The 17,870-nt window shown below is 60.3% G+C and carries 20 protein-coding genes and 1 pseudogene; 7 read left to right on the forward strand and 14 right to left on the reverse strand.

What is annotated here, in order from left to right; translation table 11 throughout:
* Positions 1-90: 90 nt before the first annotated feature.
* Together OLZ32_RS22860 and OLZ32_RS22865 are read right to left on the reverse strand one after the other, a co-directional pair.
* Positions 91-1,095, reverse strand: coding sequence for an inorganic phosphate transporter (locus OLZ32_RS22860; protein WP_033184194.1), 1,005 nt, complete (start codon positions 1,093-1,095; stop codon positions 91-93).
* A complete protein-coding gene (locus OLZ32_RS22865; protein WP_003538559.1) occupies positions 1,095-1,739 on the reverse strand; it encodes a DUF47 domain-containing protein in 645 nt (214 codons plus the stop codon). The genes OLZ32_RS22860 and OLZ32_RS22865 overlap by 1 nt, the downstream gene beginning before the upstream one ends.
* Before the next feature lie 96 nt (positions 1,740-1,835).
* On the opposite strand from OLZ32_RS22865, the gene OLZ32_RS22870 reads away from it, so the two are divergent.
* Positions 1,836-2,369 carry an NUDIX hydrolase gene (locus tag OLZ32_RS22870; protein ID WP_264422783.1) on the forward strand — a complete coding sequence of 178 codons (534 nt, stop codon included), beginning with the start codon at positions 1,836-1,838 and terminating at the stop codon, positions 2,367-2,369.
* Between the two features lie 39 nt (positions 2,370-2,408).
* Here the strand turns inward: OLZ32_RS22870 and OLZ32_RS22875 are convergent, their stop codons facing one another.
* From OLZ32_RS22875 to OLZ32_RS22920, 10 genes are all read right to left on the reverse strand, one after another.
* Positions 2,409-3,320 carry an ABC transporter permease gene (locus OLZ32_RS22875; RefSeq protein ID WP_264422785.1) on the reverse strand — a complete coding sequence of 304 codons (912 nt, stop codon included), beginning with the start codon at positions 3,318-3,320 and terminating at the stop codon, positions 2,409-2,411.
* Positions 3,317-4,420: an ABC transporter permease gene (locus tag OLZ32_RS22880; RefSeq protein WP_264422787.1), complete on the reverse strand. Its 1,104-nt coding sequence runs from the start codon at positions 4,418-4,420 to the stop codon at positions 3,317-3,319. The genes OLZ32_RS22875 and OLZ32_RS22880 overlap by 4 nt, the downstream gene beginning before the upstream one ends.
* Entirely contained in the window at positions 4,417-5,940 is a 1,524-nt protein-coding gene (locus tag OLZ32_RS22885) for an ABC transporter ATP-binding protein (RefSeq protein WP_264422790.1), read from the reverse strand. Before OLZ32_RS22885 ends, OLZ32_RS22880 begins: the two co-directional genes overlap by 4 nt.
* Before the next feature lie 3 nt (positions 5,941-5,943).
* Positions 5,944-7,041, reverse strand: a complete 1,098-nt coding sequence (locus tag OLZ32_RS22890) for a BMP family ABC transporter substrate-binding protein (RefSeq protein ID WP_221959776.1) — start codon at positions 7,039-7,041, stop codon at positions 5,944-5,946.
* 26 nt (positions 7,042-7,067) lie between these two features.
* Complete coding sequence (locus tag OLZ32_RS22895) at positions 7,068-8,447, reverse strand: amidohydrolase (RefSeq protein WP_264422796.1); 1,380 nt, start codon at positions 8,445-8,447, stop codon at positions 7,068-7,070.
* Position 8,448: 1 nt separating this feature from the next.
* Complete coding sequence (locus tag OLZ32_RS22900) at positions 8,449-9,108, reverse strand: glutathione S-transferase family protein (RefSeq protein ID WP_003538572.1); 660 nt, start codon at positions 9,106-9,108, stop codon at positions 8,449-8,451.
* A complete protein-coding gene (locus OLZ32_RS22905) occupies positions 9,105-9,950 on the reverse strand; it encodes an aromatic ring-hydroxylating oxygenase subunit alpha (RefSeq protein WP_003538574.1) in 846 nt (281 codons plus the stop codon). Before OLZ32_RS22905 ends, OLZ32_RS22900 begins: the two co-directional genes overlap by 4 nt.
* Positions 9,947-10,600 carry a Rieske (2Fe-2S) protein gene (locus tag OLZ32_RS22910; RefSeq protein WP_264422798.1) on the reverse strand — a complete coding sequence of 218 codons (654 nt, stop codon included), beginning with the start codon at positions 10,598-10,600 and terminating at the stop codon, positions 9,947-9,949. Before OLZ32_RS22910 ends, OLZ32_RS22905 begins: the two co-directional genes overlap by 4 nt.
* Positions 10,601-10,755: 155 nt before the next feature.
* The gene (locus OLZ32_RS22915) at positions 10,756-11,022 is read right to left on the reverse strand and encodes an acylphosphatase (protein WP_032987219.1); all 267 of its coding nucleotides are present in this window, start codon (positions 11,020-11,022) and stop codon (positions 10,756-10,758) included.
* A gap of 160 nt (positions 11,023-11,182) precedes the next feature.
* Positions 11,183-12,067, reverse strand: coding sequence for a LysR family transcriptional regulator (locus tag OLZ32_RS22920; RefSeq protein ID WP_003538580.1), 885 nt, complete (start codon positions 12,065-12,067; stop codon positions 11,183-11,185).
* A gap of 114 nt (positions 12,068-12,181) precedes the next feature.
* Between OLZ32_RS22920 and OLZ32_RS22925 the strand changes: the two genes are divergently transcribed.
* The 4 genes and pseudogenes from OLZ32_RS22925 (at position 12,182) to OLZ32_RS22940 (ending at position 14,595) form a co-directional block, all read left to right on the forward strand.
* On the forward strand, positions 12,182-12,814 hold the full coding sequence (locus OLZ32_RS22925; protein WP_264422801.1) for a DsbA family protein: 633 nt from the start codon (positions 12,182-12,184) through the stop codon (positions 12,812-12,814).
* An 85-nt stretch (positions 12,815-12,899) separates the two neighbouring features.
* The gene (locus OLZ32_RS22930; protein WP_264422803.1) at positions 12,900-13,802 is read left to right on the forward strand and encodes an MBL fold metallo-hydrolase; all 903 of its coding nucleotides are present in this window, start codon (positions 12,900-12,902) and stop codon (positions 13,800-13,802) included.
* 265 nt (positions 13,803-14,067) lie between these two features.
* A complete protein-coding gene (locus OLZ32_RS22935) occupies positions 14,068-14,310 on the forward strand; it encodes a type II toxin-antitoxin system ParD family antitoxin (protein WP_017992597.1) in 243 nt (80 codons plus the stop codon).
* Positions 14,307-14,595: pseudogene (locus tag OLZ32_RS22940) on the forward strand (type II toxin-antitoxin system RelE/ParE family toxin). Before OLZ32_RS22935 ends, OLZ32_RS22940 begins: the two are co-directional and overlap by 4 nt.
* Before the next feature lie 82 nt (positions 14,596-14,677).
* On the opposite strand, the gene OLZ32_RS22945 reads toward OLZ32_RS22940, so the two are convergent.
* Both OLZ32_RS22945 and OLZ32_RS22950 read right to left on the reverse strand, forming a co-directional pair.
* The gene (locus OLZ32_RS22945) at positions 14,678-14,995 is read right to left on the reverse strand and encodes a type II toxin-antitoxin system RelE/ParE family toxin (RefSeq protein ID WP_017992599.1); all 318 of its coding nucleotides are present in this window, start codon (positions 14,993-14,995) and stop codon (positions 14,678-14,680) included.
* A complete protein-coding gene (locus OLZ32_RS22950) occupies positions 14,985-15,266 on the reverse strand; it encodes a ribbon-helix-helix domain-containing protein (protein ID WP_017992600.1) in 282 nt (93 codons plus the stop codon). The genes OLZ32_RS22945 and OLZ32_RS22950 overlap by 11 nt, the downstream gene beginning before the upstream one ends.
* A gap of 377 nt (positions 15,267-15,643) precedes the next feature.
* Here OLZ32_RS22950 and OLZ32_RS22955 point away from each other — a divergent pair, with 377 nt between their 5' ends.
* The gene (locus tag OLZ32_RS22955) at positions 15,644-16,393 is read left to right on the forward strand and encodes an electron transfer flavoprotein subunit beta/FixA family protein (protein WP_264422807.1); all 750 of its coding nucleotides are present in this window, start codon (positions 15,644-15,646) and stop codon (positions 16,391-16,393) included.
* A gap of 25 nt (positions 16,394-16,418) precedes the next feature.
* Positions 16,419-17,348 carry an electron transfer flavoprotein subunit alpha/FixB family protein gene (locus tag OLZ32_RS22960; protein ID WP_264422809.1) on the forward strand — a complete coding sequence of 310 codons (930 nt, stop codon included), beginning with the start codon at positions 16,419-16,421 and terminating at the stop codon, positions 17,346-17,348.
* Positions 17,349-17,870 lie beyond the last annotated feature (522 nt).

Consider the following 17,870-nt stretch of genomic DNA (forward strand, 5'->3'; position numbering starts at 1 on the left):
TCTGCCCGCCTTATTCGTCGGTATTGCGACCGGGAAAGCTCAGGAGGAGGGAAGGTCAATGCGTGGCGATTGCCTCGCCATCACCTCATTTCATTGCAGTAAGGATACGAGGCCATAGAACGCTGCGGATATTGCAGCAGCAGCCGGCATCGTGACGATCCAGGCTATCACGATGTTGCCGGCCAATCCCCAGCGCACGGCTGAGACACGACGAGCCGCGCCCACTCCGACGATTGCTCCGGTGATGGTGTGCGTCGTCGAAACGGGAATACCGAGCCATGTCGCTCCGAAGAGTGTCAACGCTCCGCCCGTCTCGGCGCAGAAACCTTGCATGGGGTTGAGCCGGGTGATCTTCGACCCCATGGTATGAACGATCCGCCACCCGCCAAAGAGCGTACCGAGAGCCATTGCCGACTGGCAGGAAATGACCACCCAGAAAGGCACGTAGAATGTCGGGCCGAGATATCCCTGGCTGAACAAGAGCACCGCGATAATGCCCATCGTCTTCTGCGCATCGTTCCCGCCATGGCCAAGCGAATAGAGCGAAGCGGACACGAATTGCATGACGCGAAATGTCCGATCCACCGCAAACGGCGTTTGCCGGACGAATAGCCAGGAGACGGCGAGCACCAGCACCAGGGCAAGCAGGAAGCCGATGGCTGGCGAAAGGAAAATGGCGCCGACCGTCTTTAGAAGGCCGTTCCAGACGATCGAGCTGAAGCCCACCTTTGCCAGACCGGCCCCCACCAGTCCACCGACAAGCGCATGCGACGAGCTCGATGGAATCCCGAAAATCCAGGTAAGGATATTCCAGATGATCGCGCCCATCAGTGCGGCGAAGATTACTTGAGGCGAAACGATCGCAGGATCGATGATGCCGGTCCCCAATGTTTCGGCCACATGCAGACCGAAGAACAGGAATGCGATGAAATTGAAGAACGCCGCCCAGGCGACCGCATATTGTGGCCGCAGAACGCGGGTCGAGACGATCGTGGCGATCGAATTGGCCGCGTCATGCAGACCGTTGAGAAAGTCGAAGAACAGGGCGACAACGACCAAGCCGACCAGCAGCGGCAGAGCGAGGGAGGCATCCATCAGACGTTCTCGATGAGAATGCCGCTGATTTCATTGGCGACATCCTCGAAGCGGTCGACGACTTTCTCCAGCTCTCCGTAGATTTCGCTTCCGATCATGTAGGCCATCGCATTGCCGCTGGCGCCATGACGCAAGAACAGATCCTTCAAACCCTGGTCGTAGAGCTCATCGGAACGTCCCTCCACTCGGGTGACTTCCTCCGCGATGGCCGTGAGACGCTGCGCATTGGCTCCCAATCTGTCGAGGAGAGGTATCGCTTCCGCAATGAGGTTTGCTGCCTTGACGATTTCGCCGCCCATCTGCTGCATAAGCGGATCGAAGCTGGATTGCTCGAACAAGCGGATCGTCTTGACTGTCTTGTGCATCATGTCGATCGCATCATCCATCGACTGGATGAGATCCTTGATGTCGCCGCGGTCGAAAGGCGTGATGAAGCTTCGCCGAACGGCAAGAAGAACCTCGCGCGTGACGTCATCGGCCTCGTCTTCCAATGTGACGATACGTTCGCAGTTTTTCTCAACGTCATTGCCCTGCAAGAGTTGATCGAGGGCGTGCGCGGCGGCAACGACAGTCTTTGAGTGCTTGGAAAACATTTCAAAGAATCTGTCTTCCCGTGGCATCAGCTTGCGAAAAATGCTCATCATGCCTGGGAACCTTCCTCCTGCGGCCGATTGTCATAAATCTGTCATAAACACGCCCAGGCAATTGAAGCAACAAGCAAATTTGGTAATTCATTCGTTATGACACCGAGCAAAAAAAGCAGGAAGCCTCGACCGGACAAGTCCCAACCACTGCTGCGGCAGCTCGCTGCTGTTCCTGAAACGCTGTTCGCCGGTGCATTCCGTCAACAATACGGCGCACTTTGCTTCCGCCACGGCAATGCCGCATCCGAGGTCGAAATCCTGGTGATCACATCGCGCGAGAGCGGGCGCTGGGTCATCCCGAAAGGGTGGCCGATCAAAGGGAAAAAGCCTTTCGAAGCAGCAGCAATCGAGGCCTGGGAGGAGGCAGGCGTGCGCGGGGTGGTGAAGAAGAAGCCGGTTGGCCGCTATACATATCTGAAAGAACTCGACAATGGCGATGTGGCGCCCTGTATCGTCGACATGTTTCAGATTGAAGTCACTGACATCAGCAGCGATTTCAAGGAGCGGGGTCTGCGTATTCTCGAATGGGTCAGCCCGGATGAAGCGGCAAGACGCGTTCGCGAGATAGAACTCAAGTCGCTGCTCGTCCAATTTGAGGCACACGGCCGCAAGAAACGCGATCGCGGCTGACCACGGGCTCTTTCGTCGGCGTTGCAGCGCTGTGCGTCTTTATCGCTCGAATGGTTCGCCGAGCGAAGCCACGCCGTTCAGTTTCAGCAGACGACGGTCAGCGGAGATGATGCCGAGCACGATGATCGTGACGAGATATGGCAGGCTCGAGAGCAGCTGCGAGGGAACGTCCAGGCCGGTTGCCTGGGCTGCAAGGCCCATCAGCGAGACCGCGCCGAAGAGGCAGGCGCCGAGAAAGATACGGCCGGTGAGCCACGTCCCGAAGACGACGAGGGCGATGGCAATCCAGCCGCGCCCGGCGATCATCCCGTCGGCCCAAAGTGGTGTGTAGACCACCGACGCATAGGCGCCTGCGAAGCCGGCCATCGCGCCGCCGAAGGCGATGGCAAGGATCCGGACCGATATCACCGAATAGCCGATGGCGTGAGCAGCCTTGGGATTCTCGCCGACGGCGCGGACGATGAGGCCAAGCTTGGTGTAGGCAAATATCGCCCACAAAGCCAGCGTCGCGGCGAGTGAAATCCACACGACGATGTCCTGGACGAAAAGGCCACCGACAACCGGCAGGTCCGAAAACCCGGGAAGGGCAAGCTTCGGAAGTCCCCTGACCGTGAGGCTTTCATAGGTCTTGCCGAAAAGCGCAGAAAGACCCTGGCCGAGAATGCCGATGGCAAGGCCCGCCGCCACCTGGTTTGCCCGAAATCCCAGCGTGACAAAGGCAAAGAGCAGGGAAAGGACAGCACCGCCCAGCCCGGCGACGACGAAACCCAGCAGATGTCCGCCGCCCTGGTAGACGATAATGAAGGCGAGCACGGCACCGAAGGCCATCAATCCCTCGACCCCGAGGTTGAGGACGCCGGCGCGCTCCGCCACCATTTCGCCGAGGGCTGCCAGAAGAAACGGCGTCGCAGCCGCGAGCATGCCGGCAAGAATGAACTCGATGGCGTTCATGATGGGCTCCGGTGAGCGGCGCGACGCCATTCAAGGCGATAGCGCACGAAGGCGACGGCAATCAGGTAGGCGAGCAGCAGACTGCCCTGGAAGACACGGACGGCGGCGATCGGCAGGTTGGCCGAGACCATGGCATTGTCGCCACCGATATAGATGACCGCCATGACCAGCGCCGAGATCACGATGCCGATCGGATGCAGGCCGCCGAGATAGGCGACGATGATGGCCGCATAGCCATAACCGCTCGCGACCGAACGCTGCAGCTGACCGAGCGGACCGGCGACTTCGGCGGCACCGGCAAGACCGGCGGCAAAACCGCCGATCAGCAGCGAAAGCCAGATCGCCCAACCTTCCTTAAAGCCGGCATAGCCAGCAGCCCGCGGCGCCAGACCGCCGACCTGCAGCTTGTAGCCGATGAAGCTCCTCTGCATGAAGACCCAGGCCGCAACCGACAAAGCGAGCGTGATGAGGAACGAGACATTGACGCGGGTACCGGCAATCAGGGTCGGCACCATCGCATCGTACTGAAACATCACCGACTGGGGGAAGTTGAAGCCATTCGGATCCTTCCAGGGGCCGAGCAGCAGATAGTTCAGCAGCTGCGCCGCAACGAGGCTCAGCATCAAAGAAACGAGAATTTCGTTGGCGTTGAGGCGCACGCGCCAGAAGGCGGTGAGAGAAGCCCAGAGAGCGCCGCCGATGGCGCCGAGCAACAGCATCGCCGGCCAGATCCACTGGCCCGTCGCTTGCGGAAACCAGACCGGAATGGCAGAGGCGAAGATCGCGCCAAGAATAAACTGGCCTTCGGCGCCGATGTTGAAGACCTTGGCGCGAAAGCCGATCGCCAGCCCCTGCGCGATCAGAAGGAGCGGTCCTGCCTTGAGGAGCACTTCCGAAAATGACGCCCAGGAAAGGAAGGGCTCGAAAAGCATCGCGTAGACAACCGCGACAGGGTCGCGGCCCATCAAAACATAGAGGCCGAGATTAAGTGCGATCGCTCCCCCGAGCGCTATGACAGGTGCGCGCAGGGCCGCGGCAAGCGAGGCGCGCTCCCGGCGGACCAGGGTGGGAACGAAAGCAAGGGACCAGGCGCCGCTCATATATGGACTTTCTCAGGCGAGGCTTGTGCCCCGATCATGTATCGGCCGATCTCCTCGGGCCTCGTGTCCCGCGTTGCGAGCGGCGGGCTGAGCCGGCCGTGATGCAGCACCTGGATGGAATCGCAGAGCTCGAACAGCTCTTCCAGCTCCTCGGAAATGACGAGGATCGCCATGCCCTGATTGCGCAATGCGACCAGACGGCTGCGGATGGCGGACGCGGCGCCGATATCGACGCCCCAGGTCGGCTGCGCCAGGAAAAGCAATTTGGGAGATAGCATGATTTCGCGGCCAACGATGAACTTCTGCAGATTGCCGCCGGACAGGGTGCCGGCTTCCGCATCCGGGCCGGGAGTGCGCACATCATACTGACGGATGCAATCATCGGTGAATGCCAGCGCCCGCGCCCTGTCGACGAGACCGTGCCGCAAAAGCTTGAGCGGATGGGCCGTCAGCAGGCTGTTGAGGACGAGCGACATTTCGGGCACGGCGCCGCGTCCGAGCCGGTCTTCCGGAACGAAGGCAAATCCGAGCGTCCGCCGTGCGGCGGCATCGAGCCTGCCGACATCCATCCCCATCATGTAGATCCGATCGCGCTGGTCGCGCCCCAGCACCGTCTCGCCTGAAATCAACGCGGCAAGCTCGCTTTGACCGTTGCCCGAAATACCGGCGATCCCGAGGATTTCGCTGGCACGAACCTCGAGGCTGATGCCGGAGAGCGGCACCGCAAAGGGATCGTCGGGCTGATAGTCCAAACCGATGATCTCCAACCGCTTTTCGCCACCAGACAGCGGCAGCGCCGCCATCGGCGCCGGCATGTCATGGCCGATCATCATGCGGGCAAGGTCATGGGCATCATGCTCACGCGGATCGACATCCCCGGTCACGCGTCCACCGCGCAGGATGGTCGCCCGATCGCAGATCGCCCGGATTTCCTCGAGCTTGTGGGAGATCAGCAGGATGGAAACGCCGCCGTCGCGCAGCCGTCGTAGCGTGTCGAAGAGCTTCTCCACCAGTTGCGGCGGCAAGACGGAGGTGGGCTCGTCGAGGATCAACAACTTCGGATTGGTCATCAGGCTTCGGATGATCTCCACCCGCTGCCGCTCGCCGACGGACAGCGCATGCACATGGGCGAGCGGGTCGACTTCGAGCCCGAACTCCCGTCCAAGCGTCCGAATGCGGTCCTTGAGCTCAGCCTTGCGGCCCGGCACAACCAGCCGGATATTCTCCAGGACGGTCAGGGTCTCGAACAGCGAAAAGTGCTGGAAGACCATGCCGATGCCGTTGCGCCTCGCCTCGGCAGGGGAGGCGAGGCGCAAAGGGTTTCCTTCCCAGATGACATCTCCGTCGTCCGGTTGCTCGACGCCGTAGATTAGCTTCATCAGCGTCGATTTTCCCGCCCCGTTTTCGCCGAGGATCGCATGGATCGATTGCGGCGCCACGTCCAGATCGATGGCCCGATTGGCATGGATCTGGCCGTAGCTCTTCGAAATGCCGCGCAGCGACAGGAGCGGGGTGGTCATGACTTATTTCGGCAGCGGCGTGGACACGCCCTTGACGTGCCAGTTCATGGCGATGATCTCGGGGTCGGCCATGGTCGCGCCCGATGCGACAGCTTCGCTGCCGTCAGCCTTGGCGATCGGCCCGGTGAAGGGCGAGAAGCTGCCGTCGGCAATCTTTGCCTCGATCTCCTTGATCTTGGTCATCACGTCCGCCGGAATATCCGGATTCCAGTCGACCACTTCGACGACCTTGTCGGCAACGCCGAGGAACGCATTGGCCCCCTTGAACGTGCCGGCGAGATGGGCATCGACCGATGCCTTGAAGAACGGCGACCAGTCCGTCGCGATGCAGCCGAGATAGGTCTTCGGCGCATATTTCTTCATCGAGGAGTTGAGGTTGAAGGCGTAGACGCCGGCTTCCTCGCAGGCCGAGATGACGGACGGCGTGTCCTGGGCGTTGGAGAAGATCACGTCGCACTTCTGCGCGATCAGGGCCTTGGCAGCTTCTTGCTCCTTGGCCGGATCGAACCATGAGTTCACCCAGACGACCGAGACTTCGATATCGGGTTTGACGGCCTGGGCGCCGAGCGTAAAAGCGTTGATCGAGGTAATGAGCTCGGGGATGGCAAAGGCGGAGACAGAGCCGAGCTTGCCAGTCTTGGAAAGCGCTGCCGCAGCCATGCCGAGCAGGTAGGTACCCTGGAAATATTTGGCGGCGAAGGGCGAAAAGTTCGGAGCGACCTGGAAGCCGGAGGCGTGCAGGACGGTCACACTCGGATCGCGGCGGGCGATCTGCAGCGCGCCGTTCTGATAACCGAAAGAGCCGGCGATCAGGAACTTGTTTCCGTCGGCGACCGTCTTGTTCATGATGCGGTCGGCGTCCGGGCCTTCGGCGATATTCTCGAGCACGGTGACCTTCACCTTGTCACCGTAAGCGGCCTTGATCGGCTCGAGACCGGCGGCAAGCGCATGCCCCCAGCCAACGTCGCCGACGGGCGAGGGGATTACCAGCGTGATGCCAAGCGGCTCGTCGGCGGCGAAAGCAAGCCGGCTGCCGAGCGCGCCGGCGAGGCCGGTGGCGGCGGCGGCCGTCATCAGGTTTCTGCGGGTCAGTTTGGTCATGTTCTCAGTTCCCTCTTTTGGTTTTTTTAAAATTCCACGGTGGATAGTGCGGCCTCGGCATCGGCAGCCAGCTTGGCTTCGTCGAGCCCGGGAAACTCGCCCTTCTCCCAGACGATGCGGCCATTGATCATCGTCATGTCCGTCGCCATGCCGATGCCGACGCGGGCAATCAGGCTCAGCGGATCGTGGCGCGTGCCGACATAATCCATGCGCCGCGTGTCGATCGCAAACAGGTCGGCAGCCATGCCCGGCGCGAGCCGGCCGATATCGCGCCGGCCGAGCAGGCTGGCACCGCCGGTCGTGCCGTAGCCGAGAAAATCGACCGGCGGCGGCACGGGATGGGCACGGCTGGAGGAGGCGAGACATTGCAGCATATAGGCGGAGTGCAGGCAGTGCATCAGGTTGGAATTGTCGTTGGAGGCAGCGCCGTCGCAGCCGAGGCCGACACGCAGGCCGAAGGCGGCCATGGCGGGAATGTCGGTGACCTCAGCGCCGACCAGATAGACCGGTTCCGGGCAATGCGCGACGCCGGTGCCGCGGGCGGCCATCTTCCTGAGTTCGTCGTGAGTGAGCTCCCAGCAATGGGCATAGAAGGTATCAGGCCCGGCAAAGCCAAGTTCTTCCAGATAGTCGACCGTGCGCATGCCGTGGCGCGCCTGAATGACCGGGCTTTCGCCTTCGCCGACATGGGTATGCATCATGACACCGCGATCGCGCGCCAGTGCCACCGATTCCAAGAAAGTCTCGCGGTAGCAGTTCACCGGCTGACAGGGGGCGACCACGACCTGGCGCATGCTGAAGGGGCTGGTATCGTGGTAGGTGTCGATCAGCCGGGCGCAGTCGGCGATGAATTCGTCGGTCGTTTCCAGCATCTCGTCGGGAATGGTCGAGCCTTCCGACTTCGGCAGGGTGTTGCCGCCGCGGCCGGCATGGAAACGCATGCCGAGCAGTTCGGCTGCTTGGAACTGGCGGTCGATCAGCCGCTTCCCGGCATGCCGGGGGAAATTGTACTGGTGATCCAAGGCCGTGGTGCAGCCATGCTTAATCATCTCGGCCATCGCCGTGACGGAGGCGTGGTAAAAGCATTCCTCGTTGAGCTGCGAAAAGATCGGGTAGATGCGGTCCAGCCACTCGATCACCGACAGCTTCGTCCAGTCGAGATCGGCACGGTTGCGCACGAAGCACTGGAAGAAGTGATGATGGGTGTTGACGAGGCCCGGATAGACGAACCAGCCGGCAGCATCCTGAACGGTCGTGCCGGCAGGCAGCGCGTCCGCCCCCAGATTTTCACCGATCGCCACAATCGCCGGACCGTTGGTCAGGAGATCGACATTGCGATGGACGACCGGCCCTTTGCCCTCGTCGACGATCACGGCAGCGCAGTTCTTCAGGAGATAACCAGCCATCTCACGCCTCGCCCGGTTCGATCTGGGGTTCGGGCTTCAACTCGTGCAGTCGGTGAATGCCAGGCATTTCGATAAATTTGTCGAGGGCGCGTAGCGCGCGGGACCAGAGCCGGATCGCAGGATAAGCATCCAGCGTGACGCCGCCATCGGGCGCCAGCGCCACATAGGGAAAGCAGGCGATGTCGGCAATTGTCGGCCGGCCGGCAGCGAGGAAATGCATGCCGCGAAGACCTTGCTCGACAAGCCCGGCTTCAAGCTCGCGAAGGGCGGCGATGCCCTGGGCCTGCAGCGCGCCGATATCGCCCGGCCGCAGCAGCATCTCATGGAGCCGTGCTGCCCCGAGGCTTGCCGTCAGCCGGCCGGAGAACGACAGCCATTGCTGCACCCGCGCCGCTTCCTCGGCCGTACCGTTGTCGAGCCATTCGGGTGCTGCCTTGGTGGCGAGATAGACGAGGATCGCCGACGATTCCGTCAGGATATGGTCGCCATCCTCCAGGATCGGAATGGAGCCTGCCGGATTGAGTGCAAGCAGCTCGGCGCCGCGATGCTCGGCGCCGGGATGGAAATCCACCGGGCGCAGGTCAAGCTTCACGCCGGTCAGCGCCGCCATCAGACGCACCTTGTAGCAACTGGGCGAGAGAATGTAGTCGTAGAGCTTCATTGCGCCACCAGCTGTGCGCCGTAGGTATAGTTATGACGCTTCAGCCAGCGTCGGTAGGCGATCGATGTCAGATCGGCCCGCGTCGGGATTTCCATGCCGGGGTCGAGCGGCAACAGCCGCGGGATTTGGTTTTCGAGGATCGACCGGTCCTGCAGAAAGATCGTCTGCTGGAAATGGATGAGATCGGTCATCGCGGTTTCGTCGTCGAAGAGCGCCATCCATGGCCAGACGTCGCAGAGGTCTTCGGCCAGCGGCTGCACGAAGAGCGTGATGACATCCCATTCGCTCGGGCGCGGCGGGCAGGTCTTGTAAAGCACGGAGCAGGTAGGCGCCGGCACGCGATACATGTATTCCGTCGTGATCCCGCCGCTTGCCGACTTGGCGGCCTGCGGCTGGTAGAATTTCACCTGCGTCGCCCAGACCTCGTCTTCTTCCTCGCGGATCTCGACCTTGTAGTTCTGGACCTCCGTATGCGGCTCTGCGCCGAGAATATCGGTGTGGACGAAGGGGAAATGAGCGATGTCGAGGAAGTTCTCGACGGCGCGGAGCGGCGAGCAGCGCACGCGCACTACGCCGACATCGACGAAGCGGCGGCCGGGCTGATCGGCCTCGGGAATGGGGAAAAGTTCCTTCTTCGGCTCACCGAGGGAGGACCAGACATGACCGTAACGGACGCGCACCGGCAGAGCACGCCCATCGCCGCCCGTCACCCGCGCATTGCCATCGGCATCGCGTGCCACTTCGATCGGCTCGCCCATCAGCGCCGTCTTACGGCCGGCGCTGTCGAGCTGGCTAAAAAGCCCGACCGGATACCATTCATCGATCATCGCCTGCATGGTCATTGCGCGATCTCCTTTTTCTGAAGACCCTCAGCCCGGCGGCGCAGGCTTTCGGCGGCCCGTGAAGCGCCGATGCCCGCAGCAAGGCCGGTATCACCCTTCAGCAGCACATGGATCAGCGTCTGTCCGTTTTCTTGGGCGGATAATAGCAGACAGAAGGTCCCGGTGGATGCATCGAACTCGACAAGACCATCAGGGCTCGCCTTGCCGCCGGCCGCCGCCTCGATCGCGGCGATGCCGGCGAACGCCGTCAGCGAGCGCAGGGGAATGAGGCCCTCGAGCCCCGGCGGCTTCGCTGCGGGCGTGCCCACGGCCACCCAGATCACGCCGCCCGCTTCCTCGACATCATGGGTGGCGACGCGGATGGTTTCCGGTGGCGTCAGCCCCGGATGGGCGGGGATGCGGAGACAGTTTCCGGCCTGGCCATAGCTCCAGCCGTGATAGATGCAGGAGAGCGTCTCACCGCGCACGAAGCCGTGAGACAGGCGCATGCCGCGATGCGGACAGCGATCCGCCGATGCCGATATGCGCCCCGAAGCGCTGCGCCACAGGGCAATCGATCCGGCTGCCGTCCGCACCGGCATGACGGTTCCGGCCGGCAAATCCCGGGAGAGGGCGACTGGCGTCCAAAAGCCCGTCGTATCGGAAGGCATGACTAGAATTCCCAAACAAAACCAAATGCTTGCCGATCAAGTCCCGCGTCGGCGTCGCGGCAATTCCGCCTCAACCTTATCAGGTTTGCATAATTATTTCGCATTGGCAACATTGAGTAAATAATATGCACGGGTGAAATACGCCAGAGCCCGGACTAGGTCCTTTCGCCGTTGATCGCCGTGCGATCTATCCTCTCGACCCATACGTCGATAGGCCCGAGAGAGCATCCCATCTCCATCATGTCGATCAGTTCCTCCGGCCCAGCAACCTCAAGTTCGATCCGCATGGAACTCGTATGAGATATGGTGTGCGAGAGCCCAAGCTTGGCGGCATGACGCCGGATCCAGGGGACAAAGGAGGCAGCCTCCAGATCACCGACAATCGTCATCCGCTCCAGAAGGTGGCTTGTCTCTTGTCCCATGCTCGCCCTTGCTTTCCTACACCACAGCGCCTGAAGGAACTTGGGGAAGGGGTCATCGTCAAAGAGAGAATATGGCGTCGGAATTTCCTTTGCAAATCCCTGCGGCAACATACCAATTCCTGCCACCGTATACCTGCGCGTTGGCGCAGTCTGAGCCACGCTAGCAACTACCAGTCAGCATTGCGACAAAAGCCGTGACCTTGGGCGGACGAAACCGAGCTGCCGGATAGACGACATAAATTCCTCCGGCAGGCAGGGTCCAGTCCGGCAACAATCTTATCAGTCGGCCAGCCTCTATATGCTCTCCAGCCAGAAAATCCGGCAGGACGGATATGCCTGCCCCCGCAAGCGTGGCCGCGAGAACCGCAGGCGTCGAATTGCTCATGAGGCTCTGTTGCATCCGCACGGTTCGCCGGTCGAAATCGCCCTGAATAAACCTCCAGACCACCGGCTCCTTGAGGGCCAGGTTGGCGATAAACGGCTGGCCCGCCGCATCCTCTGGACTGTTCAAACTGAGCGTGGCGAAGAAGCTGGGGGACGCCACAAGAAACTGCCGGAACGAACCGATCCGTCTCGCTTGGTGACTGGAGTCATCGAGCCATCCAACGCGGATAGACAGGTCGATCTGATTGGCGAGCAGATCCATCTTCGTATCAGCGAGCAGAAGCTCGACCCTGCAAGCGGGGTACTTCCGGATAAAGGCCGCAGCAATGGGAGCAATCGTGCTCGCACCATAATCATTGGGCGCGGCAATGCGTAGCATGCCTGTCGGCTCGGCATTTGCGCGGGTGATTTCATCGACAGCGTCCCCGGCTTCGCGGAAGATCATGACGCAGCGTGCGTAGAGAAGCTTGCCGGCCTCAGTCGGCTCGACGCGTCGTGTTGTCCGGAGAAGCAAGCTAGTTTTCAACTCAGCTTCCAGCCGCGCAACCTGCTGGCTGACGACCGTCTTCGTGATCGCGAGGCGCTCGGCAGCTTTGGTGAACGAGCCGGTATCGACGACGGCTGCAAAATAGGCCAGCCGATTGAGGTTGACAGCCTCCATAGCCTTCTTCCATTTGATTGTAAGTTTTTGACATACATTCTGTCACATTTAACAATATTTATCACTCAATAGAAGTGCACTATCTGTTGTCCATCGCTTCAAGGATGGTCCGACATGCATCTTACCTATCTCTACGATCCGCTTTGCGGCTGGTGCTATGGTGCGGCGCCCGCGCTCGACAAACTGGCCATGCTCGACAATCTCACCATAGAGCTTGCGCCGAGCGGCCTCTTCACGGGCGAAGGCGCCCGTCCGCTGGATGAACGTTTCGCAGCCTATGCTTGGCATAATGACCAGCGGATCAACCGGCTCACGGGACAGGTCTTCAGCCAGTTCTATCGCGATCAGGTTCTCGGGGGCACCGACAGTATGTTCGACTCCGCCCCTGCGACGCTCGGGATGATAGCCGTCGGGGTGACGCAACTCGACAGGGAAAGCGATGCCCTGAAGGCACTTCAAAGCGCTCGCTACGTTGACGGCCGCAATACCTCGGAGATCGCTGTCGTGGCCGACGTTCTCGATCAGGCCGAGTTTCCCGATGCCGCCGCTCGTGTCCGGGCTCCGGACGAGGCTCTGCTCGATATCTATCGCAAAAGGATCGGGAAGTCCCGCCAACTCATGGCTGCATTCCGGATGGATGGCGTCCCGGCACTTTTTATTGGCGAGGGCGATAGGCGCCGCATGCTGCCCAGCGATGCCCTATTCGGCGGCTTTGACCGACTTGCTGCCGAGCTTCAGGCGGCGTGATCGTTCATTTTCAGCAGACCATTCCATGAACCTACCGACAAACACTCGCAGCAGAAATCGAAACTGAAGATCATCGGAGACAACCATGTACTCAAGGAGAGAAATCATGAAAGCCACGCTCGCAGCCGGCGCCGTTGCCGTTTTTGCGCCTGCCGGCCTCGGCAATGCGACCGGATCAAAGCTGGCGTGGAAGCACTTCCCCGCCGGTCAGAATGGCTTCTTTCGCGCTCCGGCGCTGCTGACCGGCCCCAGCGAAGCGTTGCTGATCGATGGCGGGTTCAGCTATCCCGACGGCCGTGCGCTGGCGGAAGCCATCAAGGCCACCGGAAAAACGCTGAACGCGATTTATGTCAGCCAGTCCGATCCGGACTATTACTTCAGCCTGAAGCCGGTCCTCGAAGCCTTTCCCGGCACAAAAGTCCTGGCAGCTTCCGATACGATTGCAGCGATCAAGGGCAACGTCGAGAAAAAGCTTGCCGTTTGGGGGCCGCAGCTCAAGGACAACGGCCCGCAGACCCTTGCAGACATCGTCATGCCGGAAGCCTTCGACGCTCCAAGTCTCACAGTTGATGGCGAAACAGTCGAGATTGTCGCGGCCGAAGCAGGGTTAAGCAATCGCCGGTACCTGTTCGTGCCATCGCTGAACGCTGTTTTCGGGGGCGTCATGATTTTCTCCGGCGTCCACGTATGGACGGCCGACACCCAGGCTCCGGAACAGCGCGCCGCTTGGGTGGCCACGCTCGATAATATCAGCGCTCGCAAGCCGACGATCGTCGTTCCCGGCCATATGACGCTGGAAGCGGCGGCCGATCTGTCCGCCATCGAACACACGAAGAGCTATCTGCTCGCTTTCGAGGAAGAACTCGCCAGAGCCGCCGATTCCGCAGCGCTGAAGACCGCCATGGAAGCCCGCTTCCCTGGCCTGGGCATGGGCGTTGCGCTCGACATCGGCTCCAAGGTTGCCAAGGGAGAAATGAAGTGGGGCTGAACGGCCGACCTTCAAACTGATCCGAAGGGCCTGGGAGGGCCCTTCACCTCTGGGAAGGCCGCAAAAGTGGTGACGCAGTCGTCAGTGCTTAAGTAGAGCTGGCCATCTGCCGTCGAAGTTCGGCTGAAAGGCATATGCCTCAAGGCGTCGCTAAGTCATTGAAGTTGACGCTATCGAGATGAACTGGTCCGCATCTCATCAAGGCGTTCCAGCCTTTGACAAAATTTGCCAAAATCGGTCATGTTGCCTTCAAATGGAGGTATCAATGGTCACGATGAACGTATCTCTTCCAGGCCCGATGAAGGATTGGGTGGAGGCCCAGGCCAGGACCGGGCGATATTCTAATGCTAGCGACTACGTGCGCGACCTGATCCGACGCGACCAGACGCGATACGACAAGATCGCCGCCGTGCAAAGCTTCGTCGAGGCCGGGCTCCAAAGTGGTGTCGGCATCCGATCCAAGGATGAACTCTTTGCTGAGGCGATGGCTCGTGCCAGCAAGTCATGAGTTTTAGGCTTTCTGCCGAAGCGGCAGAGGACATTATTGCGATCGTCGAGCAAGGTGTGCGTATGTTCGGGGCAGGCCAGGCAAGGCGATACCACGATGAACTTTCGCATTATCTGATCTGATAACTGTCAATCCACGCATCGCGCGCGAACGGGATGAGATTGATCCGCCTGTAAAATTCATCCCTTCAAAGCGCATCTATCGTTTATCGGATCGAAGATGATGAGACAATTTTTATAATACGAATTCGCCACGCATGAAGATTGGGCAAGTGATTCAATTTAGCGCACCTCCGATGGAGCCGCGGGATTTGGTGTGTCTCAGGTTCGAATCGGTTCAAGGCGTTCGATACCTTACCTCCAACCCATCAGCTCTTAAACAGCGCGGAAAGGTCACGCCGTCCGTCCACCACTCGCACGATCTCGACGGTATGAATAGGACCGTCATCAGCGTCGGGCCTTGTCTCATAGAGGATGACATAGGGCGCTTCGACCAACATCCGGGCGGTTCCGAATACTTCCGGGTGACGCTCGCCTAAACGCGGGTGCTCGATGAGCAATTCCGCCTTGCGGCGAAAATTGGCGAAGTACCGCTCCGCGCTGCGTGGCTGCTCTTTACCCATATCAATGTAGATGTTCTTAACGTCGGTGCGCGCCTTCGGCGTCCAGAGAAGCTTAACGGGCATGAGGAGCGGCAGACGCTATTTCCTGGCGTGCTTCATCCAGCACCGCATCAAAATCCACTTCAACAGCAGGACCACTAGCTTTGCCTTCTTCCCACATCGCACGCAGCTTGGCGATATCCTCGCGCTTCTGCATCCATTTGGCCGACCAGTCACGCATGGCTTCGCGAACAACTTCGCTTCCGCTAGCATAAGCCCCACTGTTCACGGCATCACGCAACAACTCGGCGTGTTGGGGTGTCATCGAAACGCTGACCTTTTCAACATTCGGCATAGGTAACCTCCATCAGCAGTTGGTAGTAATTATTACCACCGAATGCCCAGAGTGGCAATATCGCTGTTCAGCCCCGCCTCAGGTTATACTTCCGGACTCGTGGGTGGCGCCTTCTTGATGAGATATTGGCAGATAAACCGATTGCTGCGCAGGGACGGCTCTTCCAATGGCCGGTCGCCGGCTTCTCCGAAAAGGAGGCCATGGTTTTGCTTAGCCAGGGTGTGCCGCTGACACCGGCTGCCACCGGATAACCACAACTGCGACCATCACACCCTCCGAACCTGTTTCCGCTTCGGCATTGGCCACGGTGTTGATGACGTCTACGACTATCATGGCGAGACGCCTGGTCTTACCCGATAGAAAAGGAGAACAATCGCATGAAAATTCTCGTCCCAGTCAAACGGGTTGTCGACTACAACGTGAAGATCCGGGTGAAGCCGGACGGCACGGGTGTCGAGCTTGCCAATGTGAAGATGTCGATGAACCCGTTCGACGAGATCTCGGTGGAAGAGGCGCTACGGCTGAAGGAAGCCGGCAAGTGCGAGGAAGTGGTGGTCGTTTCGATCGGTCCTGCCAAGGCCGAAGAGACGCTGAGGACGGCACTCGCCATGGGCGCCGACCGGGCGATCCTGGTCGAGACCGACGATCAGATCGAGCCGCTCACCGTCGCCAAGATCCTGAGGGCTGTGGCTGACGCCGAACAGCCGGGGCTGATCATCGTCGGCAAGCAGGCGATCGATGACGACAGCAACCAGACCGGCCAGATGCTGGCAGCACTGATGGGAATTGCCCAGGCGACCTTTGCCTCGAAGATCGAGATCGGGGATGGCAAGGCTCAGGTGACCCGCGAAGTCGATGGCGGCCTGCAGACGATCGAGATCAAGCTGCCGGCTGTTGTGACCACCGACCTGCGCTTGAACGAGCCGCGTTATGCCTCGCTGCCGAATATCATGAAGGCGAAGAAGAAGCCGCTCGACAAGAAGAGCCCAGCAGACTTCGGCGTGTCCACCACACCGCGCCTCAAGGTGTTGAAGACCGAGGAGCCGTCCGGCCGCAAGGCCGGCGTCAAGGTCAAGTCGGTCGCTGAACTGATCGACAAGCTCAAAAACGAAGCCGGCGTGCTGTAATCAGCCTGGAACAGGAGCCATCATCATGACCATTCTTCTTCTGGCTGACCATGACAATGCCAGCCTGTCCGATCAGACCGCCAAGGCGCTGACGGCAGCCGCAAAGATCGGCGGCGATATTCATGTGCTCGTTGCCGGCAAGGCTGCCAAGCCTGCTGCCGATGCCGCCGCCAAGCTTGCCGGCGTCTCCAAGGTGCTGCTGGCCGAAAGCGACGAACTCGCCAACAATCTGGCCGAGCCGCTGGCCGACCTGATCGTCTCGCTCTCCGCCAGCTACGACACGATCCTGTCTGCCGCCACCTCGGTCGGCAAGAATGTGCTGCCGCGCGTGGCCGCTCTTCTCGATGTCGCCCAGGTCTCGGAGATCATCGAGGTGATCTCGTCCGACACCTTCAAGCGGCCGATCTATGCCGGCAATGCCATTCAGACGGTGCAGGCGAGCGATGCCAAGAAGGTCATTACCGTGCGCACCGCTTCCTTTGCCTCCGCACCGGAGGGCGGTTCGGCAGCGATCGAGGCAATTCCGGCGGTTTCCGATCCGGGGCTTTCGACCTTCGTCGGCGATGCGCTGTCGGCCTCCGACCGGCCGGAACTGACATCGGCGAAGATCATCATCTCCGGCGGCCGGGCACTCGGCTCTGCCGAGAAGTTCAGGGAAGTCATCCTGCCGCTTGCCGACAAGCTCGGGGCTGCCGTCGGTGCATCCCGTGCTGCCGTCGATGCCGGTTATGCGCCGAACGACTGGCAGGTCGGCCAGACCGGCAAGGTGGTGGCGCCGCAGCTTTACATTGCCTGCGGCATTTCAGGCGCCATCCAGCATCTGGCCGGTATGAAGGATTCGAAGGTGATCGTCGCCATCAACAAGGACGAGGAGGCGCCGATCTTCCAGGTCGCCGACTATGGACTGGTCGCCGATCTCTTCGACGCCCTGCCGGAATTGGAAAAGGCGCTCTGACTGGGAAACAGAAACGGTCCGCTTGCAAGCGTGAACTGCTCGGCGTTCCTTTGTGACCCCGCCATCAAGAAACGGCGATTTGTCGCTATTGCGACCGACCCAAAGGATAAGGAAGCGATCGTGGCGACTTCTTTGTCGCCTAAGCGGGCGGTTCCGACGGTTTTACCTTGCTGACGCCAGAGATCATTGGTGACAAGTTGCGAATTGGAGGCAGTGCAATTGATACTCACGCTGGTAACTGTTGTTCCAACATGAAGACTGGTCAGCGATCCTGTTTAGGCCTCGCCAACCGAACGAATAAGCACAGTTGCATCGGGGTCATGTAGGCAGGAATCTCACTACTCGCGCCGACCCGCACTACGGCATCTAGTTTTAACCAGCCGAGGTTCCATAATTCAGCTTATGCCATTTTACACAATCTGTAATTGCTTAACCTTTCCATGGCTCGTCGCGAGAAATCCAGCAAACGACTGCTAAATAACGATAATCTCAAAAATTTCTTCAAAAGGATACACGCATGAG

Origin of the sequence: Rhizobium acaciae (assembly GCF_025941625.1) — a bacterium.
Taxonomy (GTDB): domain Bacteria; phylum Pseudomonadota; class Alphaproteobacteria; order Rhizobiales; family Rhizobiaceae; genus Rhizobium; species Rhizobium acaciae.